We start from the raw sequence: 22,128 nt of genomic DNA, 5'->3' as shown, positions 1-22,128 counted from the left end.
TGCGGGTTTGATGTTGGTCATGCTGTAAAGACGTGACAAGGTGGCTGTATGGCTGAGCGCAAGCTGATGGCGGGGCATGTGGTGCGGCGGTTGCGGCGGCAGCTGGGGCTGAGCCAGGCGGCGATGGCCGAGATGCTGACGATCAGCCCGAGCTACCTGAACCTCATCGAGCGCAACCAGCGCCCCGTTTCGGCGACGCTGCTGGTGAAGCTTGCCGAGACGTTCGACTTCGACCCGCGCGCACTGGCCGCGGCAGAACCGGGCGGCGGGCGCGACGCGATGCGGCGGCGACTGGCCGATCCGATGTTCGCCGACCTCGAGATCGATCGCAACGAACTGGAGGAATGGCTCGCCGCGGCGCCGGGCGGGGCGGAGGCGTTCGCGCGCGCGTTCGACCGGCTGGGGCAGGGGGGTGCGACGCCGACCGCGCCCGCCGACGATCCGGTGTCGCTGGTGCGGCGCGAGATCGAGCGCTGGCGCAACCATTTCCCTGATCTGGATGCTGCGGCCGAAGCGCTGGCAGACGAACTGCGGCTCGGTGCGGGCGATCTGTATGGCGCGATCGCCGAGCGATTGCGCGTGCGCCACAGTCTGACGATTCGGATCCTTCCGGTCGAGGTGATGCCCGACGTGCTGCGGCGGTTGGACCTTCACGCGCGGCAGCTTCAGCTGTCCGAGCTGCTCGATCCGGCGAGCCGCACCTTTGCGGCGGCGTTCCAGCTCGCGCTGATCGAGGCGCGGGCGGAGATCGATGCGTTGGGCGTCGGCGCGAGCTTCGGCCAGCTGGCAGCGGATCGGCTGTTTCGGCGACATCTCGCGAGTTATTTCGCCGCGGCGGTGATGATGCCGTACGCGCGCTTCCTGCGGGCCTGCGAGTCGACGGGGTATGACATCGAGTTGCTGCAGCGGCGGTTTGGCGCGGGGTTCGAGCAAGTCGCGCATCGGCTGACGACGATGCAGCGGGTGGGCGCGCGCGGTCTGCCGTTCTTCATGGTCCGCGTCGATCGGGCCGGGCAATCGTCGAAACGCTATGCCGGTGCGAGCGGCGCGGCGCTGGTCGAGGCGGAGGGGCGGTGCCCGCTATGGAATTTGCATCGCGCGCTGGACCGGCCGGGGCATTTGCTGGTGCAGCTCGTGGAGCTGGAGGGCGGCGAGCGCTGGCTGACGATGGCGCGCACGGTGACGCCGCAGGGGCAGCGGTACGGCCTCGTTTCGGCGGAGTTCGCGGTCGGGATCGGCGTCGCGGCGGAACATGCCGGGCAGCTGGCAGCGGCGCGCGGCTTCGACCTGACGGGGACGGCGATGCCGATCGGGCTGGGGTGTCGCCAGTGCTTCCGCGCCGATTGCGCGCAACGCGCCGCCGGGCCGGCCGGGCGCGCGCTGACGATCAACGAGCGGGAACGGCGCGTGACGGCGCTGACGTTCGCGGGGGATTAGGGCTCAGGCTGCCTTCACCGCTTGGCCGACTTCGAGCGCCTCGCCGCGGGTGATGATCACCTTGTCGCCGAGCTTCGCCGTCGCGAACAGTTGCTTGGCGAAGGGCTTGGGAATGCCGATGCAGCCGTGCGTCATGAAGCCGTCGGCGACTTCGCTGGCGTGGACCGCGATGCCGTCGTTGGTGAGGCGCAGCATGTACGGCATGGGCGCGTGGTAGATGTTCGAGACGTGATCGGCGTCTTTCTGCGTGATCGGATAGACGCCCAGCGGGGTGGGCTTGGAATCGGCGCCGAACAGCACTGCGGCGGCGCCGATCTCGTGTCCGTCGCGGAAGACGCTGAGAACTTGCGCGGCAAGATCGACGGTGATGACGATCGTGCCGGTCTTCGGCGCGGCGCTTTCGTCCCAGTGATGTTCGCCCATCTTCATCGGGCCATTGATCGGGAGGATCGACTTGATGGTGTAGCCGGCGGTCTGCTGGCTGGGCGCCGGGGCGGTCGGTGCCACGGGCTTGTCCGCCGGGGCGCGCGGCTGCGGGACGATCTGGCTGGCGAGCACGCGAGGCGCCGGCGGAGGCCTGGTCGCCGCAAAGGTGACCGAACCGAGCGCGATCGCGGAGGAGAGTAGCACGAGTCGAAACGGCGAGAGCATGTTGTCGTGATAGTGCAACGAGGTTGCCCGGCGCTGACGCGATAGGGTTAACGGGGGGATAGCGTGTTTTTCAACGCGCAAGCGCCGGCTTATGCGCCTGCGTTGGTGAGCCGATCGAGCTGCTCGGTGGTCAGTTCCAGCGTCATTGCGGGCGTAAGCTCCTCGATCTGCGCGGCGCTGGTCGCGCTGGCGATCGGTGCGGTTACGCCGGGCTGGGCGATGAGCCACGCGAGCGCGATCTGCGCCAGCGTCGCATCGGTCTCGGCGGCCACCGCATCGAGCGCGTCGAGCACTGCCTTGCCCTTGCCGTCGAGCAGATCGCCCATACGCCCACCGCGCACGCTTTTTGCGAAATCGTCGCGCGAGCGATATTTCCCGGTGAGGAAACCGGAGGCGAGCCCATAATAAGGCACGACGCCGACATTCCATTCGATGCAATAGTCCTGCAGCTCGCCTTCGAAGCGGTGGCGGCTGACGAGATTATATTCGGGCTGAAGCGCATCGTACCGCGGCAGTCCGGCGGCGCGCGCCTTCTCGTTGGCGGACTTCAGCCGGGCGGCGTGGAAGTTCGACGCGCCGAGCACACGCACCTTGCCGGCGTCGACCAGTTTCGCGAATGCCTCGAGCGCGGCTTCCTGCGGCGTATCTTCATCGTCGCGATGCGCGAAATAGAGATCGATGCGATCGGTGCCGAGCCGCTTCAGCGAGGCTTCGCACGCGGCTGCGATGCGCGTGGGCTGCAACTTCTCGCCGCCTTCCCCCGCCAGCGTCCCGACCTTGGTAGCGATCAGCACACTATCGCGCTTGCCCGAAGCGCGAAGCCATTCGCCGATCATCCGTTCGGATTCACCGCCTTCGTGCCCCGGCGCCCAGATCGAATAGCCGTCGGCCGTGTCGATCATGGTGCCGCCGCCATCGACGAATGCATCGAGCACCGCAAAGCTGGCAGCGCGATCAGCCGTCCAGCCGAACACGTTGCCGCCGAGCACCAAGGGCGCGATCTGAAGATCGGACGAGCCAAGGCGGCGCTTGATCATGACTGGCGTTCGATCATGGCGTGGCTCCGTTATCGTCGATGGTATCGAGGCTGACGCTGTTCGCATCGAGCATGATCGCCGCTTCGTTGAGTTGACGCTCCTGATCGGCACTGATGGCGCCGCTTTCGGGCTGTTCCGATGAGCAAGCGCCAGTGATCAGTATGAGCGGCAGAACGAGCGGGAGGAGCGCGCACCGCGCCCCTCCCAAGAAATGATGCATCAGTTCTTCAGCGCATTGCCAGCGTCGATGAGGGTGTTGCCGGTTGCTTCGGCAGCGCGGTCGGCGGTGTTCGAGATCGCTGCACCAGCGCGATCAGCGCTGCGCTCGAGATCGGAACCGGCATTGTCCATCGTCGCTTCGGCCGAACCGAGTGCTTCATCGGTCGCCGCATCAACGTCCTCGACGGCGTTGTCGGTGGTCGCGCTGACGTCCGAGCCGACGGCGTTGGCGGCTTCGGCGCTTTCGTTCTGCGCGCTCGGGCTGCAAGCGGCGAGCGCGGCTGCGGTGGCAATTGCGACGGTGGTGGCGAAACGCTTCATCAAAACTCTCCCGTGAAACTTCATATGCGGCCGAGCCGACATCGGCGGCTGTAACGCCGCTTTCGCGTTTTGGCTCCCCCCGGGCGGCTACGCAATGGGGCGCGCCGGACACGAACCTTTGTTTGACGAGATATAAAGATATCTTTATATCTATTCGCGTGACCAAAGCGCTCGAAACCTTCCGTGCTCTCGCCGATTCGTCGCGGCTGCGTATTCTGCGGCTGTTGCGGACGATGGAGCTGTCGGTCGGCGAGTTGGCGCTAGTGCTCGGACAGAGCCAGCCGCGGGTGAGCCGGCATGTGAAGATCCTGTGCGATGCCCGGCTTGCCGAGCGGCGCAAGGAAGGCAGCTGGGTGTTCGTGGCGCTTGGCGAGGCTGAGCTGGTCGATCCGGTGCTCGCGGCGATCGACGCGTGGGACGGCGGCGTGCCCGATCATGACGGCACGACCGATGCGGCGCGGCTGGCGGCGGTGCGCGCCGATCGCGCGTCTTCGGCGTCGCAATGGTTCGAAGCGCATGCGACCGAGTGGGATGCGATCCGATCGCTCCATATCGCAGAGACCGATGTCGAGGCGGCGATGCGCGACGTGCTGGGCGAGGCGCCGCTCGGCCGGCTGGTCGATATCGGAACGGGGACGGGCCGGATGATCGAGCTGTTCGCGCCGCGTGCGCGCACCGCGCTGGGGATCGATCGCAGTTCGGAGATGCTGCGGCTGGCGCGCGCCAAGCTGGGCGAGCAGGGGCTTGGCAATGCTGAACTCAGGCAGGCGGACCTCTATTCGTTGCCGCTGGGGGACGGCGCGGCGGATGTCGCGATCGTCCACCACGTGTTGCATTATGCGCAGCAGCCGGGCGCCGCGATCGTCGAGGCGGCACGTGTGCTCGCCCCGCGCGGGCGGCTGCTGATCGCGGATTTCGCGCCGCACGATCGCGAGGAATTGCGATCGCGCGATGCGCATACCCGGCTCGGCTTTTCGGACGCGCAGATCGAGGGGTGGTTCGCGACCGCCGGGCTCGATGCGGAGCGCAACGAAACGCTGGAGGGCGGCGAACTCACGGTGAAGATCTGGCTCGGGCGCAAGCCTGGGGCCGCAGTGCATGAGGTGAAGGCGGCATGAGTCTTTCGGTCAATCAGCTCGAGGAAGCCCGGCGCGCATTGGATGCGCCGCTGTATGCCGATGTCGCGGGTGACATCGACGTGAGCTTCGAATTCTTCCCGCCGAAAAACGAGAAGATGGCCGCGACCTTGTGGGATTCGGTCGCGACGCTGGCGCCGCTCGGGCCGCGGTTCGTGTCGGTGACCTATGGCGCGGGCGGATCGACGCGCGAGCGGACGCATGCGACGGTGGCGCGGATCGCGCGCGAGACGGGGATCCCGGCGGCGGCGCATCTGACCTGCGTCGAGGCGACGAAGGCCGAAATCGACGCGGTGGCGCATGAATATTGGGCAGCGGGCGTGCGGCACATCGTCGCGCTGCGCGGCGATTCGCCGCAGGCGGGGCAGGCCTATGCGGCGCATCCCGGTGGTTATGAGAATGCGGCGGATCTGGTCGCGGGGCTCAAGCGGCTGCATCCGTTCGACATTTCGGTGGCCTGCTATCCCGAATGCCATCCGGATTCGGCGGATGCGACCGCCGATCTCGATAATCTCAAGCGCAAGATGGATGCCGGCGCGACGCGCGCGATCAGCCAGTTCTTCTTCTCGCCCGACACGTTCTTTCGCTATCGCGATGCGGTGGCGGCGGCGGGGATCGATGCCGAGATCGTGCCGGGGATCATGCCAGTGAGCAATTTCGCGGCGGTGGTGCGCATGTCGAAGATGTGCGGCACTGAAGTGCCGACGTGGATGGAGCGGCTGTTCGCGGGGCTCGACGATCTGCCCGAGGCGCGGCAGCTGGTCGCGGCGACGCTGACGGCCGAGCTGTGCCGCAAGCTGTATGCGGGCGGGGTGAAGCAGTTTCATTTCTACACGTTGAACCGGGCCGAGCTGAGCTACGCGATTTGCCACTTGTTGGGGGTTCGGGCGAAGGCGCGTGAGGTGAAGGTAGCTGCTTGATCCTCCCCGGGACGGGGAGGAGAACCAGCCGAAGGCTGGTGGAGGGGGCTCTCCACCAGCGACACGTTTGTGGAGAGCCCCCTCCACCACTCGCTTCGCGAGCGGTCCCCCTCCCCGTCCCGGGGAGGATCGAGAGAGCGAATGATGACACCGCGTGAAACATTCCATGCCGAGGCGGCCAAGCGCATCCTCATCACCGATGGCGCGTTCGGCACCGAGATCCAGAACTGGAAGCTCTCCGAGGCGGACTATGCCGGGACGCTTGGGCTGACGCACGACGCGAAGGGCAACAACGACATCCTCGCGCTGACCAAGCCCGAGGTGCCGGCGTCGATCCACCGCGCCTATTTCGAGGCGGGGGCGGATATTGCCGAGACCAACACCTTCTCGGCGAACCGGATCAGCCAGGCGGATTATGGCGCCGAGCATCTGGTGCGCGAGATCAACCTTGAGAGCGCGAAGCTGGCGCGGTCGATCGCGGACGAGTTTCAGGCGAAGGACGGTCGGCCGCGGTTCGTGGCGGGCGCTGTGGGGCCGACGAACAAGACGCTGTCGCTATCGCCCGACGTCAACGATCCGGGATATCGCGAGATCGACTTCGATTATTTGAAGGACGTGTATCGCGAGCAGATCGACGCTTTGGTCGAGGGTGGAGCAGACTTCATCCTGATCGAGACGGTGTTCGATACGCTGAATGCCAAGGCGGGCGTGATGGCGGCGATCGAGGCGGGGGATGCGCTGGGGCGCGACCTGCCGATCATGCTGTCGATGACGCTGACCGACCTGTCGGGGCGGAATTTGTCGGGGCATACCGTCGAGGCGTTCTGGCACGCGATCCGGCATGCCAAGCCGCTGACGATCGGGCTGAATTGTTCTTTCGGGGCGGAGCAGCTGCGGCCGCATGTGAAGACGCTGAGCGAGATCTGCGACGCGCTGATCATGGTGTATCCCAATGCGGGGCTGCCTAACGAGCTCGGCGCGTATGACGAGGCGCCGGAGACGACCGCGGGGCTGGTGCATGAATGGGCGGCGGCGGGGCAGGTGAATGTGCTCGGCGGATGCTGCGGATCGACGCCGGCGCATATCGCGGCGATCGCTCGGGCTGTCGCGGGGGTGACGCCGCGCAAGGTTCCGGTGCCGCCGGTGCGCACGCGGCTGGCGGGGCTCGAGCCGTTTTCAATGGCGGCGGCCTGATTATCCTCTCCGGAACGGGGAGGGGGACCGCGCCCGCAGGGCGGGGTGGAGGGGGAGCGCCGCGAACGCACCGCCTGTGGCAACCCCCCTCCACCGTGCTTCGCCCACGGCGCACGTTGTGCGCCGGCTACACCGCGGTGATGTGCCCCCGGCACATCACTGATCGCAGTTCCGCCCCCCTCCCCGCTAAGCGGGGAGGATCAAGGAAATAGAATGACCACCAATTCCTCCTCCACTTTCGTCAATGTCGGCGAGCGTACCAACGTCACGGGATCCGCGGCGTTCAAGAAGCTGGTCATGGCGGGGGATTATACCCGCGCGGTCGAGGTTGCGCGCAGCCAGGTGGAGAATGGCGCGCAGGTCATCGACGTCAACATGGACGAGGGGCTGCTCGACGCGCACCACGCCATGACGACGTTCCTGAAGCTGATCACCGCCGAGCCCGATATCGCGCGCGTGCCGGTGATGATCGACAGTTCGAAGTGGGACGTGATCGAGGCGGGGCTGAAGTGCGTGTCGGGCAAGCCGATCGTCAATTCGATCAGCATGAAGGAAGGCGAGGAGGAGTTCCTCGAGCGTGCGCGCAAGTGCATGAACTATGGCGCCGCGGCGGTGATCATGGCGTTCGACGAGAAGGGTCAGGCGGACACCAAGGAGCGCAAGGTCGAGATCTGCGAGCGCGCCTATAAGTTGCTGCTCGGCATCGGCTTTCCGCCCGAGGACATCATTTTCGATCCCAACGTGTTCGCGGTCGCGACCGGGATCGAGGAGCATAATAACTACGGCGTCGACTTCATCGAGGCGACGCGTGAGATCAAGGCGCGCTGCCCGCACGTTCACATCTCGGGCGGGCTATCGAACCTGTCGTTCAGCTTCCGCGGCAACGAGGCGGTGCGTCGTGCGATGCACTCGATCTTCCTGTACCATGCGATCCCCGCGGGGATGGACATGGCGATCGTCAACGCCGGGCAGCTCGACGTGTACGACACGATCGACCCCGAGCTGCGCATTGCCTGCGAGGACGTTATCCTCAACCGCGATCCCGAAGCGGGCGACCGGCTCGTGGCGCTCGCCGAGCGCTTCCGCGGCACCGATGCGGTGGAAGAGAAGAAGGCCGCCGAGTGGCGTTCATGGGACGTGGTGAAGCGGATCGAGCATGCGCTGGTGAAGGGCATCGATGCGCATGTCGTCGATGATACCGAGGAAGCACGCGCGGACATCTTCGCGCGCGGCGGCCGGCCGATCGAGGTGATCGAAGGGCCGCTGATGGACGGCATGAACGTCGTCGGCGACCTGTTCGGATCGGGCAAGATGTTCCTGCCGCAGGTGGTGAAATCGGCGCGCGTGATGAAAAAGGCGGTGGCGCATTTGCTGCCCTATATCGAGGCCGAGAAGCTGGCGGGCGGCGTCGAGTCCAAGGCGAAGGGCGTCGTGATCATGGCGACCGTGAAGGGCGACGTACACGATATCGGCAAGAACATCGTCAGCGTCGTGCTGCAGTGCAATGGCTTCGAGGTGGTCGACCTTGGTGTGATGGTGCCGTGGACGAAGATCCTGCAGGCCGCGAACGAGAACGATGCCGACATGATCGGGCTGAGTGGCCTCATCACACCGAGTCTCGACGAGATGGTGACGGTGGGCGAGGAGATGCAGCGCGCGGGCATGACGATGCCGCTGCTGATCGGCGGCGCGACGACATCGAAGGTGCATACCGCGCTGCGCATCGCGCCGGCGTACAAGGGGCCGGTGGTGCACGTGCTCGATGCGAGCCGCGCGGTGGGCGTCGCGACCGCGCTCGTGTCCGAGACGCAGCGCGACCCCTATGTGATCAAGATCGCCGACGAATATGCGGCGGTGCGTGCGGCGCGCGAGGGCAAGGGGCAGAATGATCTGCTGCCGCTCGATCGCGCGCGCGCCAACGGCTTCGTCGCGGACATGGCGCTGAAGCCGGCCGCGCCGCTGAAGCCGGGCGTGCATGTATTCGATGAGTGGGATCTTGCCGAGCTGCGCGAGTATATCGACTGGACGCCGTTCTTCCGCGCATGGGAACTGGCAGGCAATTTCCCGGCGATCCTCGACGACAAGGTGGTCGGGGAGAGTGCGCGGTCGCTGTATGCCGATGCGCAGGCGATGCTCAACAAGATCGTGGCCGAGAAGTGGCTGACCGCGCGCGGCGTCGCCGGGCTGTGGCCGTGCCATCGGCATGACGACGATGTATTCGTGACGCTCGCGCACAGCGACGATCATCGCAGCCCGGATGGCGCGAGCGTGCCGGAAGGCGTCGCGGTGCCCGATCTCGACCGCAGTAACGAGAAGAGCGTGCGGCTGCCGTTCCTGCGGCAGCAGATCGCGAAGCGCGAGGGCCGGCCGAACATGTCCCTGGCGGACTTCATCGATACCAAGGGCGACTGGATCGGCGGCTTTGCGGTCGGCATCCACGGCATCGAGCCGCACCTCGCGCGCTTTCAGGCGGCGATCGACGATTATTCGGACATTTTGCTCAAGGCGCTGGCGGATCGTTTTGCGGAGGCGCTCGCGGAGGCGATGCACCACAAGGTGCGGACCGAGCTATGGGGCTATGCGCCCGACGAACAGCTGACCAACGAAGCGATGATCCGCGAGCAATATCGCGGCATTCGCCCAGCGCCGGGTTATCCCGCTTGCCCCGAGCATAGCCTGAAGACGACGCTGTTCGAGATGCTGGATGCCGAGACGAAGACCGGGATCACGCTGACCGAAAGCTTCGCGATGCTGCCGACGGCGGCGGTGAGCGGGTTTTACTTCGGGCATCCGCAGGCGGAATATTTCGGCGTGGCGCGGATCGGTGAGGATCAGGTGGCGGATTATGCCACGCGGCGCGGGGTGGACCTAGCCACGGCGAAGCGGTGGCTGCGGCCGAATTTGGATTGAGCGCCTTACTGTCATCCCGGACCCGATCCGGGATCCCGCTTCTTCTTTGGACGGTTGCAGAAGAAGCGGGACCCCGGCTCAAGGCCGGGGTGACGGATAGTTGGAACGTTAAATTACGCCCGTCCCGCCGGTCGCGCCGAAGACGCTGCCGCTCGTGAAGCTCGTCGTTGGATCGGCGAGCGTTACCCAGATCGCGTTGAATTCGGCGGGCTGGCCGGCGCGGCCGAGCGGTGTATCCTGACCGAATTCACCGAGTTTGCCGGGCAATTGGCCGCCGGCGACCTGCAGCGGCGTCCAGACCGGGCCGGGGGCGACGCCGTTGACGCGGATGCCCTTGGTGGCGAGCTGCTTGGCGAGGCCCTTGGTGAAGATCAGCTGCGCGCCCTTGGTGGTGGCGTAGTCGAGCAGTTCCTCGCCGGGATCGTAGGAATTCACCGACAGCGTGTTGAGGACCGTCGAACCGGGCTTGAGCAACGGGATCGCGGCCTTGCAGATGTGGAACATCGCATAGACGTTGGTCTTCATCGTGCGATCGAACTGCTCGGCGGTGATCTCGTCGATCGAGGCCTTGCTCTGTTGGTAGGCGGCGTTGTTGACGACAATGTCGAGCCCGCCGAGCTCGCGATTGGCGCGCGCGACGAGATCGGTGCAGAATTTGGCGTTGGTGAGATCGCCAGGGATCAGGACAACCTTTCGCCCTTCGGCGCGCAGCAGCTTGGCGACATCCTGCGCGTCAGGCTCCTCGGTCGGGAAATAGTTGATCGCCACGTCCGCGCCTTCGCGCGCGAAGGCGATCACCGCGGCGCGGCCGATGCCGCTGTCGCCGCCGGTGACGAGTGCCTTGAGGCCCTGCAGACGGCCGGAACCGCGGTAGCTGCGCTCGCCGCAGTCGGGGACGGGCTTCATCTCACGCTGGAGGGCGGGCCATTTCTGCGGCTGCTCGGCGAACGGTTCCCTGGTGTAGGCGGTCTTGGGATCGGGGGTCGGGCGGCGCGCGGCTTGGCCCAGCGCAGGGGCGGCGGCAAGGCCGGCGCCGGCGACGGCACTGCCCTTCAGAAGATCGCGGCGGCTGGCGTCGGTCATGGTTCGGCTCCGGGCATTGCTGATGGCGTGCCGGCGCGGAGAGCGGCGGCATCCAATCAGAACGTGCCGTCCCGCCCGTTCGTTGCTGCACCCAAGGTAAATCAATCAGTTATCGGCTACGCTTTTCCTGCGTCAGCCGCGAGATCAGCACCGCGCTGCGCAGCGCCTGGCGTGGCAGGCTGGTGACGTCGACCCATTCGCCGACCGCGTGCGCGCCGCCGCCCGATGCGCCCATGCCGCCCAATGTCACAGCATCGGCCGCGACGAAGCTCGAATCCGCGGCGCCGCGCTTGGACGGGTCCATTTCGAGCATCTCGGGCAAGCCGATGTCACGGTTCACCTGATTGAGCTGTGCCATCAGCGCGCGGTTGCCGGCGGTCGGCGGCATCGAGGGGTAGCCATCGAAGAAGCGGATCGTGGCGGTGGTGCCCGGCAGATGCTTGGCGACGATCGCCTCCATCGCGGCGACGATGCGTGCGTCCTGCTCGGGCGTGAGGCTGCGCAGATCGCCGCGTGCGACCGCACGGGCGGGGATGACGTTGGTCTTGCCCTCGGCATTGCCCTTCACGCCGGGTTCGTCGAGCGCGGCGGGGGTGCCGGCGACGAGGACGCTGGCGTTGAAAGTGAGGTTGGGCTCGATCAGCGTGCGGCGGAATTCATCGAGAATGCGTGCCATCTCGAACGTCGCGCCATAGCCCAGCGACTGGTTGAAGATGCCGCTGCTGTGCCCGGTACGGCCGGTGGTGACGAGTTCCCAGTTGGTCGAGCTGCGCCGCGCGGTGGTGGCGAAATCCTGGCCGTTCTCGGTCGCGACATTCTCATATTCGAGCGCGATGTCGGCCCATTTGCCCGCTTCGATCAGATCGCGGCGCGCGTCGGCGAGTGGTGCGCCGGTTTTCTCCTCGTCGCCGGTGAGGACGACCTGGATGTCGGCGGCCTTGAGTGTGCCGGCGGCTTGCATCGCGCGTAGCGTGGCGACGATCACGACGAGCCCGCCCTTGTCGTCACCCACGCCGGGGCCAGTGACTCGATTGCCCTCGCGCGACCAGCCAGTGAAGGGGCTGTCGGGCTCGAACACCGTATCGAGATGGCCGATCAGCAGCACGCGCTTGCCGCGGCCATTGCCCTTGTGCGTTGCGACGATGTGCCCGGCGCGGCCGGTGGCGGCCATGTCGATCCACTGGACGGTGAAGCCGAGCGGTTCGAGCTCGGCGCGCATCATCTCACCGACCGCCTTCACGCCGGCGACGTTGAGGCTGCCAGAATTCTGACGGACGAGCTTTTCGAGGAGGGCCTCGTGGCGCGGTGCCTCGGTGGCGATCGCCGCCTTCATCTGGTTTTCGGCCGGAGTGGTCGCGCCGAAAGCGGGGGTGGCGAGGAGGGCGGCGGCGGTGAAAAGACGGAGCATGGCGGGGAGGGTAGCGGGGGTTTTGCGGGGCGAACAGGTGGGTTTTGTGCCATCGGATCGTGCTGCAGCGCCGCGAATGTTGAGGAAGTTGAGGCGGTGGAGCGTTTTTCTCCAACAGGCCTCAACATTCGCGCGATGAACCGGGGTGATCATGTGCGGGAGGATACTCGCGCCGAGCGACGTAGGACAGGCGCGGCAGAGCCGTGCGGCCTATGTATCGAATTATTGCAGCGCGCGGCCGCGCTGAACGCAAAGGCGGCACGTTCGTTCCTTAAGTGCCGCGCTGGTCTGCGCGGCGTTGCGAGCGGGTGATAAAGTCCGCCGCAATCAGCAGGAGGCCGAACATGAGCATCATTATCGCAGCCGGGCTATTGCTCGGTGCCCCCATCGTCGACTCGCACCGCGTCGAGATCGATCATCAAGGCCAGCGCGTCGCCGTGACCTATCACAGCGAACTGGCCGTCACGCACCGCCAGGTCGGCAGCGCCGGCCCGGCTGGTCGCCCGAGCACGCTGCGGTGCCTGTGGAAGGCGAACGTCAGCGTCGAGCGCGAGGCGCGCAGTGCGGCGGGCCATGTGCTGAAGCGGACGATCGCGAGCGACACGCCGATCGAGGGCAGCCGCCCGGGCTGGTGCTCCGGGCAAAGCGCCGCGATCGAGCAGGAAGTCGCGATGCGCAGCGATCAGGTGCGCGCGCATCTGCTGGCGGTCGCCGAGCGCGATCGCGAAGCACTGGCGCTAGAGCTGGATGCGGCCCATTCGCCGGCGCGCGGCTGAGGTGCGGCTGATCGGAACGGGAATCGTCGTTGTCCTCGCGGCAACGGCGATGCCTGCGCTTGCGCAGTCCTTGGGCGGCGGCGTCGAGGTGACGACCGACGAGCGGCGGCGCGGGATCAGCTGGAGCGACGGGCGGATCGCGCCGGCCGCGAGCGTGCGCGCGGGGCTGCCGGCGGGCTTCGACCTTGGCGCGCGCGTGACCGGCACGCGCGGTGATCCGCGCCACGGCGGCGCCGATGCGGTGGCGGACGTGACCGGTGGCTTCGGCAGCGACATCGGTGGTGGGCTGCGCGTCGACGGGTTCGTCACGGGGCATCTGTTCGTCGGCGCAGGCGGACGGATGGATTACGTCGAGGGCGGCGCTGGGGCGAGTTATGCGCTCGGGCCGGCCGAGATCGGCGTCGACGCGCGCTATGCACCGTCGCAATCGGCGATCGGCGGCGACAATCTGTGGATCGGCGCACGCGCGCGTGTCGGCTTGCCGGCGACGCCGTTCACGGTGACTGCGGGCGTCGGGCGCTCGTCGGGATCGACCGACGATCCGATCCGCGCGGCGCGGCTGCGGCCGGGCGGGACTTATGTCGATTGGTCGCTGGGGGTAGATCATATCACCGGGCCGATCACGCTTGGGGTGCTGTACACGGGGACCGACATCGCGCGCGACCGCGTGGTGGCGTCGCCGTTCGCGGGCGCGCGGCATACGGGGGACAAGGTGACGGCGCGAGTGTCGGTGACGTTCTAGTCTAGGGGTGTTGCCGGGGCGTTGGGTGATCGCCATCCTCCCCATCGCAGATGGGGAGGGGGACCATCCGCGCTAGCGGATGGTGGAGGGGAATGGTCGAGCGGAGAACGGTAGTGAAAGCGCGGCGGCTACGGCGCGCGATGACGCTGCCGGAGATCGCCTTGTGGGACGTGCTCCGCGCTCGGCCCGCGGGGATCAAGTTCCGCCGCCAGCATCCGATCGGGCCGTTCGTGCTGGATTTCTACTGCGCTTCCGCCCGCCTCGCGATCGAGGTGGACGGGATGGCGCACGAGATGGGCGACAACTCGGCGCGCGACGCGCGGCGCGATCGGTGGCTGGCGGGGCAGGGGGTGGAGGTGCTGCGGATCGCGGCGCGGGATGTGCTGGACGATCTTGAGGCGGTGGTGGTGTTTGTCGTTCAGCGCTGCGCGCTGCCCCTCCACCAGCCTGCGGCTGGTCCCCCTCCCCATGCTGTGCATGGGGAGGATTGAGGGGGGTGCTGATCGGCGTCGATCCGCTCGGCATTACCGCTGGAGGGCGACGCCTTCGCCATCCTCCCCATCGCAGATGGGGAGGGGGACCGTCCGCGTAGCGGATGGTGGAGGGGATTGGTCGAGGGCAGAACGGTGGTGAAGGCAAGGCGGTTGCGGCGCGCGATGACGAAGCCGGAGGTCGTCTTATGGGAAGTGCTCCGGACGCGGCTGGCGGGGCAGGGGGACGGGTAGGTTGACGATGCAACACTATCGTATTGTATGAAGCGACATTGTTTTCCGGCAACCACCACTTCAATGATGTGACATGACCGATTTCAGCGACTTCATCGTCTTTGCAGACGAGAGCGGTGACCATGGCCTGACGTCGATTGATCCGCAATTTCCGGTATTTGCCTCGTCTTTTGCGTGTTTGATAAGGCATCATATACCGATGAAATCGAACCGGCGTTTAGGCGGCTAAAATTCAAATATTTCGGACATGATGCAGCGGTCCTCCATGAACGCGAAATTCGCAAGCAGGCCCCACCATTCGCCTTCCTTCGACAAGACGCCGCGCTTCGCGAGGCCTTCATGGCCGACGTGAGCGAGATAATGATCAATGCACGTTTCCACGCTTATTGTGCGGTTATCGACAAGCTCAAGCACAAGGCGCGCTATTCCGATCCATGGAATCCATACGAAATTGCTATGCAGTTTTGTATGGAGAAGCTTAGCAACAGGCTGGTTGTTGATGGGCAGTCAAAGCGATTGACGCATGTCTTATTCGAAGCTCGCGGGCGCGAGGAGGATCGGCAACTCGAATTAGAGTTCCGGCGCGTCGCGGCGAATGACAAGCGCTGGGGCTGGCGGGCTGTAGATTTCACTCGAACGCCGCTCGAACCACTATTTGTCCCAAAGGCGGCGAACTTAGCGGGACATCAACTCGCCGACCTGATCGCCAGACCACTTGCACTGCGCGCGATAAAGCCGGGCCAACCAAACCGGGCATTCGATATCGTCGCCGATCGGATCTGGGACTTCAAAGTGTTTCCCTGATTGCAAACGAAAGGGCTCCGGTCACCCGAAGCCCTGACGTCGACCGGGAAAGCCCAATCCTTAGCAATAGAGATAGTGGAGCCGCGAGATGTGCGCAAGCGTGCCGGACGGTCTTGATTTACCGGTCGGGAAACGACGGTTCGGAGAACGCAGACGCCGACCGCAATCGCAAAGGGCGCCCGGCTAACCGGACGCCCCTCTCTCAAACCCCGCCGCGGCAAAGCCGCCCTTCGACTGCCTGCAAAGCAGGCGCTCAGGACAGGCTAAGTCGGTCCTCGCTATAGCGAGGCCGGCCGACAGCGCCTGTGCGGCGGGGCTTTGCCCGCCGCACCGCGTGCCGGCGCGGCACGCTCAGGCGCTGTAGTACATATCGTACTCAACCGGGCTCGGCGTCATTTCCCAACGCGCGACTTCGCCCCACTTCAGTTCGACGTACGCCTCGATCTGGTCCTTGGTGAACACGTCTCCCTTCAGCAGGAAGTCGTGGTCGGCCATCAGGCTGTCGAGTGCCTCGCGCAACGATGCGCAGACGGTCGGCACTTCGGCGAGCTCTGCCGGCGGCAAATCGTACAGGTTCTTGTCCATCGCTTCGCCCGGATGGATCTTGTTCTGGATGCCGTCGAGGCCGGCCATCATCAGTGCGGCGTAGCACAGGTACGGGTTGGCCATCGCGTCGGGGAAGCGGATCTCGACGCGCTTGGCCTTGGGGCCGGTGCCGTAAGGGATGCGGCACGAGGCCGAGCGGTTGCGCGCCGAATAGGCGAGCAGCACTGGGGCTTCATAGCCCGGCACCAGCCGCTTGTAGCTGTTGGTGGTCGGGTTGGTGAAGGCGTTCACGGCCTTGGCATGCTTGATGATGCCGCCGATGAAGAACAGGCACATCTCGGACAGGCCGGCATAGCCCTCGCCGGCGAACAGCGGGGTCTTTTCGTTCCAGATCGAGAAGTGCGTGTGCATCCCCGAGCCGTTATCTTCCTTGATCGGCTTGGGCATGAACGTCGCGCTCTTGCCATAGGCCTGCGCGACCTGGTGGACGACGTACTTGTAGATCTGCATGCGATCCGCGGTGGTCGTCAGCGTGCCGAAGGTCATGCCCAGCTCGTGCTGCGCGGCGGCGACCTCGTGGTGGTGCTTGTCGCACGGCAGGCCCATCTCGATCATCGTCGAGACCATCTCGGCGCGGATGTCGACGGCGCTGTCGACCGGCGCGACGGGGAAATAGCCGCCCTTGGCGCGCGGACGGTGCGCGAGGTTGCCGCCTTCATATTCGCGGCCGGTGTTGGTCGGCAGCTCGATATCGTCGATCTTGAAATACGACTGGTTGTACGTCGTGTCGAAGCGCACGTCGTCGAACATGAAGAATTCGGCTTCGGGGCCGACGTACACCGTGTCACCGATGCCGGTGGTCTTGAGATACGCCTCGGCACGCTTGGCGGTGGTGCGCGGATCGCGGCTGTAGCCCTCGCCCGTGGCGGGCTCGACGATGTCGCAGAACACGATCAGCATCGGCGTGGCCGAGAAGGGATCGGTATAGACCGCATCCAGATCGAGCTTCAGCGTCATGTCGGATTCGTTGATCGCCTTCCAGCCCTCGATCGAGGAGCCGTCGAACATCAGCCCGTCGGTCAGCTCGTCTTCGCCGATGAGGCTCGCGACCATCGTGAGATGCTGCCACTTGCCCTTGGGATCGGTGAATCGCAGATCGACCCACTCGATCTCTTCTTCCTTGATCTTCTTGATGATGTCGGAGGCGGTGGTTGCCATTTTGCGTCTTCCTTCTTTTTACCTAATTCCCCTCCCGCTTGCGGGAGGGGTTAGGGGAGGGGATGTCTTGTGTCCGGTGGGGTTGTCGGGCTGACATGCCCTCCCCCGACCCCTCCCGCGAAGCGGGAGGGGAGATGCTTAAATCGCGTCCTCGTTTCGTTCGCCGGTGCGGATGCGGAGCGCGGTTTCGACGGGCATGACGAAGATCTTGCCGTCGCCGATGCGGCCGGTCTGCGCGGCCTGGGCGATCGCCTCGACCACGCGATCGACCAGGCCGTCCTCGACGACGACCTCGAGCTTCACCTTGGGGAGGAAATCGACGACATATTCGGCGCCGCGATACAGCTCGGTGTGGCCCTTCTGGCGGCCGAAGCCCTTCGCCTCGGTGACGGTGATGCCCGAGACGCCCACTTCGTGCAGCGCCTCCTTCACCTCATCGAGCTTGAACGGCTTGATGATCGCTTCGATCTTCTTCACGCGGAAACGCCCACCCCTGGTTAGAACCCTCGCCCCATCGTCGGTGCTTGCATCGAACGTGCCAGCCCGCCGCGCCAAGGGCAAGGTGGAGACTCGCGCAAGGGGCGGGTTAACGGATGCCTAACGATTGGGCAGCGGGGGGCGGTGTGCCGGTTTGGGGGGCAGGTTGCGGATCACGCGCGCTGCTGCCACCTTGGCGCGGACAGGAGCATGCCATGCAAGTCACCGCCGTTCTCACCCCCGCCGTGGAAGGCGGCTTCACCGCAATGAACCCCGAAACGGGTTGTGTCAGCGAGGGGGAGACGGTCGAGCACGCGGTCGCCAATCTGCGCGAGGCGGTCGAGCTGTATCTCGAGGAGTTCCCGCTCGACATCGTCGGGCCTGCGGTGGTTACCAGCTTCACCGTCGGCGCGGGTGCCTGACTATCCGATCCTGTCGGGTGGGGAGATCGTTCGCGCGCTCGAACGGTTGGGGTTCGTGCAGGTCCGGCAGCGCGGCAGCCATGTCGTGCTGCGCAACGGCACGATTGGCTGCGTCGTGCCGTTGCACCGCGAAGTGAAACGCGGCACGCTCGGCGGCATCATCCGGCAGGCGGGGGTGACGCCGGACGCTTTCCTGGCCGCCGTCGCGCGCGGCTGATCGATCAGTTTGCTCCCGATGCCTTCGGTGAAGCCGCCGCCGCCTTCGCGTCGCCGAGGTTCTTCTGCGCCCAGGTCGCTTCGTCGATCACGTAGAGGCGGACGAGTTGGGCCTGTTCGGGGGTCATCACCTTGGCGAAGCTGACCATGCCCTGATCCTTGAGCGCGCCGTCGATCAGGATCGATTTCCAGGTGTCGGCATCGGCCAGCGTGGCCGAACGCTGGAGGTTGGGGAGTACGCCGCCGCCGCCGGCGCTGGCGCCGTGGCAGACCTGACAATAGCGGCCGTAGAGCGCCTGGCCCTGCGCAACCTGCTGCGGCGTGGCCTTGTTCTCGGGGAGGGCGACGGGGGTGGAATCCTGTGTTTGCGTGGCGGGGAGCGCGACCTTGCCGCCGAGCTTGAACACGAGCAGGCGGGGGACGTTGGGCACGTCGCGCGCCTTGCCGATCGCGTAGCCGAGCGACAGCGGCAGCGCGCCGCCGCGGCCGGCGAGGACCGCGACGTATTGATCCTTGCCGATCATGAAGGTGGAGGCGCCGGCCATGATGCCGGTGCCGACGGGATAATTGAACACCTGCTTGCCGGTATCGGCGGTGTAGGCGCGGAACTCGCCCATCGCCGTGCCCTGGAAGACAAGGTTGCCCGCGGTCGTCATCGTCCCGCCGTTCCATGGCGTTGGATAATCGACCGTCCAGCGCGCCTTGTTGGCGACCGGATCCCAGGCGACCAACTGGCCGGTCGCGCCGGCGGTGGCGGCCTTCACCGCGGCGGCGTCGCGCGGGTACATCGCGTTGCCGAGATCCTGGCCGACGTTGAAGCCGATCGGCTTGGCGGCGTCGAGCGGGGAGGATGGGCTGAGATACGCCGAGCCGACGATCTGCGCGGGGATGTACGCCAGGCCGGCCTGCGGATTGAAGCTCATCGGCTGCCAGTTGTGCGCGGCGATCGCGCTCGGCGTGGCGAGGAAGGGCTTGCCCGTCTTGTAGTAGCGCGCCTCGGGGTTCTCGATCGGGCGGCCGGTCTTCATGTCATAGCCGGTCGCCCAGTTGACGCCGGGAATGAACTGGCCGGCGTTGATGAGCTTTCCGTTGGTGCGATCGACGACGTAGAAGAAGCCGTTCTTCGGCGCCTGCATCAGCACCTTGCGCTGCTGCCCCCCGATCGCGAGTGTGGCGAGGTTGATCGGTTGCGTCGCGGTGAAATCCCACGTCTCGCCGGGGGTTTCCTGATAGTGCCAGACGTACGCCCCGGTATCGGGCTTCAGTGCGACGATCGACGACAGGAAGAGGTTGTCGCCTTCGCCCTCGCTGCGCAGGCCGTGGTTCCAGGGCGAGCCATTGCCGACGCCGAGATAGAGTTGGTCGAGTTCCGCGTCGTAGACGATCGAGTCCCACACGGTGCCGCCGCCGCCGGATTGTTTCCACTGGCCGTTCTTCGACCAGGTGGGGGAGACCTTCGCCATCGCGGCGTCGCTCGCCTCGCCGTCCTTCGCGCCGGTGGGATTGGGGACGGTGTAGAAGCGCCACTTCTTCGCGCCGGTGGTCGCGTCATAGGCGGTGACATAGCCGCGCACGCCGAACTCGGCGCCGCCGTTGCCGATCATCACCATGCCCTTCACCACGCGCGGCGCGCCGGTGATGGTGTAGGGCTTGGAATTGTCGGTGGTCTGGACCGACCAGTCCTGCTTCCCCGTCACGGCATTGAGCGCGATCAGCCGGCCGTCGATCGTGCCGACGTACAGCCGGCCCTTCCAGGCGGCGACGCCGCGGTTGACGACGTCGCAGCAGGCCTCGACGCCTTTCGACTTGTCGATGCCGGGATCGAATTCCCACAGCTTTTGGCCAGTGCCGGCGTCATAGGCGAATACCTTCGACCACGGGCCGGTGACGAAGAGCTTGCCGTCGATGACGATCGGGGTGGCTTCCTGGCCGCGCGCATCGGGCATGTCCGCATACCAGGCGAGGCCGAGCTGACCGACGTTGCCGGCGTTGATCTGGGTGAGCGGCGAATAGCGCTGCTCCTGATAGTTGAATCCGGTCATCGCCCAGTCGCGGCCGTCGCCGCCGCTGGTGAGCAGCGCGGCATCGACCTTGCCCGCGCCGGTCGCGGCATCGCGATCCTGGCTGGTGGCGACATTGCACGATGTGAGCGCCAGCGCGGCTGCCAACGCGATTGTGATCCGCATGTTCAACTCTCTCCCCACCCATGTGCCCGGGCTGGCGCGACCGTGGCGCAAAGCGCGGACGAGGGAAAGAGGGGTTGAGCCGTTCGACTTAGTTCCCGGGGCGGGGGGCCTCGAACTGCGGCTGGACGCGGGTCGCATCGGCCATCGCGCGCTTGATCTGCACCAGGTTGCGGTTGATCGAGGCGGCCATGGCGGCGCGGATCGCCTCGTCGGCGTCCGACCCCATCGGCGCGCGGCGCAGCATCTGGAGCCATTCGCCGATGGCGCGATCATGCTGGCCGAGGAAATCGCGTTCCATGATGGCGTAGAAATTGGCGCGCATGTCGTCTGGATCGAGCGCGAGTGCCTTGTCGAAGGCGGCGCGCGCCTCGGCGGGCATCTTCGCGGTGTCGCTGCGCTGCGTCTGGATATGCGCCTCGCCGAGGGCGGACCAAGTCGCCGAGCGGGCGGGGTCGATCGCGAGGCCTTTGTCATACGAGGCGATTGCATCGGCGAAAGCTTTGGCGCGGAGCTGATAATCGCCCAGCGCGATCCATGCGTCGGCCGAACCGGGCGACCGTCGCGTCGCGGCCTGCAGTTGCGCGAGATCGGCGGTTGCCGGGGCGGGCGGGGGAAGCAGCAGCTCGCGGCGTGGCTGTTGCGCGGTGGTCGAGGGCGTCGCGGCGGGGCGCGTGAGCCCGATCGCGGCGACCGTACCCGTTGCGGCGAGCGCCACCAATCCACCGACGATCCACTTGCGTGGCATGCGATTCGCTCCAGCCCGGCCCCTGCTGGGACAACGTTAGCTTGATGCGGGTTAAGGGGCCGTTTCGAGTGCTGCCTTTGTATCGCCGTGGGACAGAGCGAGCTTCCGGTAGCGACGATCGCAACTGCAGCCCGATTTGGCACTGCATTAACCATCAAAGATGTGCGCCGAGGACAGCGGCGTCAGACATGGAGGGAGCACGACCAGCGATGGGGGCTCGACCGACATGAGGCATCTTCTTCTTTGCACCGCGGCTTTGCTCGCGACGGCTGGTGCTGCGAGCGCGCAGACCACGCAGAGCTGGGACTATCAGCCCGAGCTGCCGAGCTGGGCGACCGTCGTCGACTTCGACTCGCCACTGCCGGCGGGCTTCTCGCTATATGGCGGCAAGATCGTGCAGGGCACCGTTCCGGGGCAATATGCGGCGCCGGCGGGGGGCACCGGGAAGTATCTGATCACCGAGCGCGAGCCCGTGCGGTTGACGGCGGACAAGGAACACCAGTCGGTCGGTTTCCTGTGGGGTTCGATCGACACGTTCAACAAGGTGTCGCTGTTCGACAATTTCGGCGCGCTGATCGCGAGCTTTACCGGCGGCGACCTTCCGCCGGCGAATGGCGACCAGACGTCGCCGGAGAGCAACCGTTATGTCGCGTATACGCTCGATGCGGCGCAGGGCTTCGGCGGGATCCGCAGCCTGACGTTCGAGAGCTTCGGGACCGATTTCGAGATCGACAATGTGGCGTTCGGCACTGCGCCCGGATCGCCCGCGCCCGTGCCGGAGCCGGGGACGCTCGGGCTGTTTGCGATTGGGCTCGGCGCGCTGGGGCGGCGGGTGCTGAAGCGCCGGAAAGTTTGACGATCCACTAGTTCGTTCGTGCTGAGGAGGTGCTGAGCCGAAGGCGAAGTACCGTCTCGAAGCATTGGGGCGTGCACTGCGAGACGGCACCTCGCTCCG

General features: G+C 66.1%; 23 protein-coding genes. 13 read left to right on the top strand and 10 right to left on the bottom strand.

The features are described from left to right. The first annotated feature begins 48 nt into the window (after positions 1-48). Positions 49-1,437, top strand: a complete 1,389-nt coding sequence (locus tag LLW23_RS04120) for a helix-turn-helix domain-containing protein (protein WP_228947516.1) — start codon at positions 49-51, stop codon at positions 1,435-1,437. Positions 1,438-1,440: 3 nt separating this feature from the next. Here the strand turns inward: LLW23_RS04120 and LLW23_RS04115 are convergent, their stop codons facing one another. The 4 genes from LLW23_RS04115 to LLW23_RS04100 form a co-directional block, all read right to left on the bottom strand. Beyond that, the gene (locus LLW23_RS04115; protein WP_228947515.1) at positions 1,441-2,106 is read right to left on the bottom strand and encodes a L,D-transpeptidase family protein; all 666 of its coding nucleotides are present in this window, start codon (positions 2,104-2,106) and stop codon (positions 1,441-1,443) included. A 71-nt stretch (positions 2,107-2,177) separates the two neighbouring features. Further along, the gene (locus tag LLW23_RS04110) at positions 2,178-3,125 is read right to left on the bottom strand and encodes an aldo/keto reductase (protein WP_228947514.1); all 948 of its coding nucleotides are present in this window, start codon (positions 3,123-3,125) and stop codon (positions 2,178-2,180) included. A 13-nt stretch (positions 3,126-3,138) separates the two neighbouring features. Then, positions 3,139-3,345: a hypothetical protein gene (locus LLW23_RS04105; RefSeq protein ID WP_228947513.1), complete on the bottom strand. Its 207-nt coding sequence runs from the start codon at positions 3,343-3,345 to the stop codon at positions 3,139-3,141. Then, entirely contained in the window at positions 3,345-3,665 is a 321-nt protein-coding gene (locus tag LLW23_RS04100) for a hypothetical protein (RefSeq protein WP_228947512.1), read from the bottom strand. Before LLW23_RS04100 ends, LLW23_RS04105 begins: the two co-directional genes overlap by 1 nt. Before the next feature lie 158 nt (positions 3,666-3,823). Between LLW23_RS04100 and LLW23_RS04095 the strand changes: the two genes are divergently transcribed. From LLW23_RS04095 to metH, 4 genes are all read left to right on the top strand, one after another. Continuing rightward, on the top strand, positions 3,824-4,783 hold the full coding sequence (locus LLW23_RS04095; protein ID WP_228947511.1) for an ArsR/SmtB family transcription factor: 960 nt from the start codon (positions 3,824-3,826) through the stop codon (positions 4,781-4,783). Next, positions 4,780-5,721, top strand: coding sequence for a methylenetetrahydrofolate reductase [NAD(P)H] (gene metF, locus LLW23_RS04090; protein ID WP_228947510.1), 942 nt, complete (start codon positions 4,780-4,782; stop codon positions 5,719-5,721). The genes LLW23_RS04095 and metF overlap by 4 nt, the downstream gene beginning before the upstream one ends. A 144-nt stretch (positions 5,722-5,865) precedes the next feature. Continuing rightward, positions 5,866-6,915 (top strand): homocysteine S-methyltransferase family protein, encoded by a 1,050-nt coding sequence (locus LLW23_RS04085; RefSeq protein ID WP_228948464.1) that lies wholly within the window; start codon positions 5,866-5,868, stop codon positions 6,913-6,915. A gap of 213 nt (positions 6,916-7,128) precedes the next feature. Next, positions 7,129-9,825: a methionine synthase gene (metH, locus tag LLW23_RS04080; RefSeq protein ID WP_228947509.1), complete on the top strand. Its 2,697-nt coding sequence runs from the start codon at positions 7,129-7,131 to the stop codon at positions 9,823-9,825. Between the two features lie 108 nt (positions 9,826-9,933). Here the strand turns inward: metH and LLW23_RS04075 are convergent, their stop codons facing one another. Beyond that, a complete protein-coding gene (locus tag LLW23_RS04075; RefSeq protein ID WP_228947508.1) occupies positions 9,934-10,908 on the bottom strand; it encodes an SDR family oxidoreductase in 975 nt (324 codons plus the stop codon). Between the two features lie 109 nt (positions 10,909-11,017). After that, positions 11,018-12,316 (bottom strand): M20/M25/M40 family metallo-hydrolase, encoded by a 1,299-nt coding sequence (locus LLW23_RS04070; RefSeq protein WP_228947507.1) that lies wholly within the window; start codon positions 12,314-12,316, stop codon positions 11,018-11,020. Positions 12,317-12,660: 344 nt separating this feature from the next. On the opposite strand from LLW23_RS04070, the gene LLW23_RS04065 reads away from it, so the two are divergent. The 5 genes from LLW23_RS04065 to LLW23_RS04045 all read left to right on the top strand — a co-directional run bounded on the left by LLW23_RS04065 (position 12,661) and on the right by LLW23_RS04045 (position 15,363). Beyond that, on the top strand, positions 12,661-13,092 hold the full coding sequence (locus LLW23_RS04065; RefSeq protein ID WP_228947506.1) for a hypothetical protein: 432 nt from the start codon (positions 12,661-12,663) through the stop codon (positions 13,090-13,092). Continuing rightward, positions 13,064-13,834, top strand: coding sequence for a TorF family putative porin (locus LLW23_RS04060; RefSeq protein WP_228947505.1), 771 nt, complete (start codon positions 13,064-13,066; stop codon positions 13,832-13,834). The genes LLW23_RS04065 and LLW23_RS04060 overlap by 29 nt, the downstream gene beginning before the upstream one ends. A 92-nt stretch (positions 13,835-13,926) precedes the next feature. Continuing rightward, on the top strand, positions 13,927-14,325 hold the full coding sequence (locus tag LLW23_RS04055) for an endonuclease domain-containing protein (protein ID WP_228947504.1): 399 nt from the start codon (positions 13,927-13,929) through the stop codon (positions 14,323-14,325). A gap of 307 nt (positions 14,326-14,632) precedes the next feature. Continuing rightward, positions 14,633-14,788: a DUF3800 domain-containing protein gene (locus tag LLW23_RS04050; protein ID WP_228947503.1), complete on the top strand. Its 156-nt coding sequence runs from the start codon at positions 14,633-14,635 to the stop codon at positions 14,786-14,788. Beyond that, positions 14,734-15,363, top strand: coding sequence for a DUF3800 domain-containing protein (locus tag LLW23_RS04045; protein WP_333473792.1), 630 nt, complete (start codon positions 14,734-14,736; stop codon positions 15,361-15,363). Before LLW23_RS04050 ends, LLW23_RS04045 begins: the two co-directional genes overlap by 55 nt. Positions 15,364-15,714: 351 nt before the next feature. On the opposite strand, the gene glnA is transcribed toward LLW23_RS04045, so the two are convergent. Next, positions 15,715-17,127, bottom strand: coding sequence for a type I glutamate--ammonia ligase (gene glnA, locus LLW23_RS04040; protein ID WP_228947501.1), 1,413 nt, complete (start codon positions 17,125-17,127; stop codon positions 15,715-15,717). Positions 17,128-17,265: 138 nt separating this feature from the next. Next, a complete protein-coding gene (locus LLW23_RS04035; protein ID WP_228947500.1) occupies positions 17,266-17,604 on the bottom strand; it encodes a P-II family nitrogen regulator in 339 nt (112 codons plus the stop codon). 215 nt (positions 17,605-17,819) lie between these two features. On the opposite strand from LLW23_RS04035, the gene LLW23_RS04030 reads away from it, so the two are divergent. After that, the gene (locus LLW23_RS04030; RefSeq protein WP_228947499.1) at positions 17,820-18,026 is read left to right on the top strand and encodes a type II toxin-antitoxin system HicB family antitoxin; all 207 of its coding nucleotides are present in this window, start codon (positions 17,820-17,822) and stop codon (positions 18,024-18,026) included. After that, entirely contained in the window at positions 18,019-18,243 is a 225-nt protein-coding gene (locus LLW23_RS04025) for a type II toxin-antitoxin system HicA family toxin (RefSeq protein WP_228947497.1), read from the top strand. Before LLW23_RS04030 ends, LLW23_RS04025 begins: the two co-directional genes overlap by 8 nt. Positions 18,244-18,247: 4 nt before the next feature. Here LLW23_RS04025 and LLW23_RS04020 read toward each other — a convergent pair whose 3' ends face one another. Both LLW23_RS04020 and LLW23_RS04015 read right to left on the bottom strand, forming a co-directional pair. After that, the gene (locus LLW23_RS04020) at positions 18,248-20,428 is read right to left on the bottom strand and encodes a PQQ-dependent dehydrogenase, methanol/ethanol family (RefSeq protein ID WP_228947496.1); all 2,181 of its coding nucleotides are present in this window, start codon (positions 20,426-20,428) and stop codon (positions 18,248-18,250) included. A gap of 88 nt (positions 20,429-20,516) precedes the next feature. After that, complete coding sequence (locus LLW23_RS04015; protein WP_228947495.1) at positions 20,517-21,173, bottom strand: tetratricopeptide repeat protein; 657 nt, start codon at positions 21,171-21,173, stop codon at positions 20,517-20,519. 226 nt (positions 21,174-21,399) lie between these two features. Between LLW23_RS04015 and LLW23_RS04010 the strand changes: the two genes are divergently transcribed. Then, positions 21,400-22,029: an Npun_F0296 family exosortase-dependent surface protein gene (locus LLW23_RS04010; RefSeq protein WP_228947494.1), complete on the top strand. Its 630-nt coding sequence runs from the start codon at positions 21,400-21,402 to the stop codon at positions 22,027-22,029. Positions 22,030-22,128 lie beyond the last annotated feature (99 nt).

The organism is Sphingomonas radiodurans (assembly GCF_020866845.1).
Classification (GTDB): Bacteria; Pseudomonadota; Alphaproteobacteria; order Sphingomonadales; family Sphingomonadaceae; genus Sphingomonas; species Sphingomonas radiodurans.
The sequence above is the reverse complement of the archived record's forward strand: the minus strand, read 5'-3'. Positions and strand labels throughout refer to the sequence as shown.

Excerpts from the sequence above, each read along its gene's own strand:
- LLW23_RS04015 (WP_228947495.1), bottom strand. The coding sequence starts at position 21,173 with ATGCCACGCAAGTGGATCGTCGGTGGATTGGTGGCGCTCGCCGCAACG.
- LLW23_RS04050 (WP_228947503.1), top strand. The coding sequence starts at position 14,633 with ATGACCGATTTCAGCGACTTCATCGTCTTTGCAGACGAGAGCGGTGAC.
- LLW23_RS04075 (WP_228947508.1), bottom strand. The coding sequence starts at position 10,908 with ATGACCGACGCCAGCCGCCGCGATCTTCTGAAGGGCAGTGCCGTCGCC.
- LLW23_RS04020 (WP_228947496.1), bottom strand. The coding sequence starts at position 20,428 with ATGCGGATCACAATCGCGTTGGCAGCCGCGCTGGCGCTCACATCGTGC.
- LLW23_RS04010 (WP_228947494.1), top strand. The coding sequence starts at position 21,400 with ATGAGGCATCTTCTTCTTTGCACCGCGGCTTTGCTCGCGACGGCTGGT.
- LLW23_RS04065 (WP_228947506.1), top strand. The coding sequence starts at position 12,661 with ATGAGCATCATTATCGCAGCCGGGCTATTGCTCGGTGCCCCCATCGTC.
- LLW23_RS04120 (WP_228947516.1), top strand. The coding sequence starts at position 49 with ATGGCTGAGCGCAAGCTGATGGCGGGGCATGTGGTGCGGCGGTTGCGG.
- metF (WP_228947510.1), top strand. The coding sequence starts at position 4,780 with ATGAGTCTTTCGGTCAATCAGCTCGAGGAAGCCCGGCGCGCATTGGAT.
- LLW23_RS04105 (WP_228947513.1), bottom strand. The coding sequence starts at position 3,345 with ATGCATCATTTCTTGGGAGGGGCGCGGTGCGCGCTCCTCCCGCTCGTT.
- LLW23_RS04085 (WP_228948464.1), top strand. The coding sequence starts at position 5,866 with ATGACACCGCGTGAAACATTCCATGCCGAGGCGGCCAAGCGCATCCTC.
- LLW23_RS04110 (WP_228947514.1), bottom strand. The coding sequence starts at position 3,125 with ATGATCAAGCGCCGCCTTGGCTCGTCCGATCTTCAGATCGCGCCCTTG.
- LLW23_RS04100 (WP_228947512.1), bottom strand. The coding sequence starts at position 3,665 with ATGAAGCGTTTCGCCACCACCGTCGCAATTGCCACCGCAGCCGCGCTC.
- LLW23_RS04070 (WP_228947507.1), bottom strand. The coding sequence starts at position 12,316 with ATGCTCCGTCTTTTCACCGCCGCCGCCCTCCTCGCCACCCCCGCTTTC.
- LLW23_RS04060 (WP_228947505.1), top strand. The coding sequence starts at position 13,064 with ATGCGGCCCATTCGCCGGCGCGCGGCTGAGGTGCGGCTGATCGGAACG.
- LLW23_RS04055 (WP_228947504.1), top strand. The coding sequence starts at position 13,927 with ATGGTCGAGCGGAGAACGGTAGTGAAAGCGCGGCGGCTACGGCGCGCG.
- metH (WP_228947509.1), top strand. The coding sequence starts at position 7,129 with ATGACCACCAATTCCTCCTCCACTTTCGTCAATGTCGGCGAGCGTACC.
- LLW23_RS04030 (WP_228947499.1), top strand. The coding sequence starts at position 17,820 with ATGCAAGTCACCGCCGTTCTCACCCCCGCCGTGGAAGGCGGCTTCACC.
- glnA (WP_228947501.1), bottom strand. The coding sequence starts at position 17,127 with ATGGCAACCACCGCCTCCGACATCATCAAGAAGATCAAGGAAGAAGAG.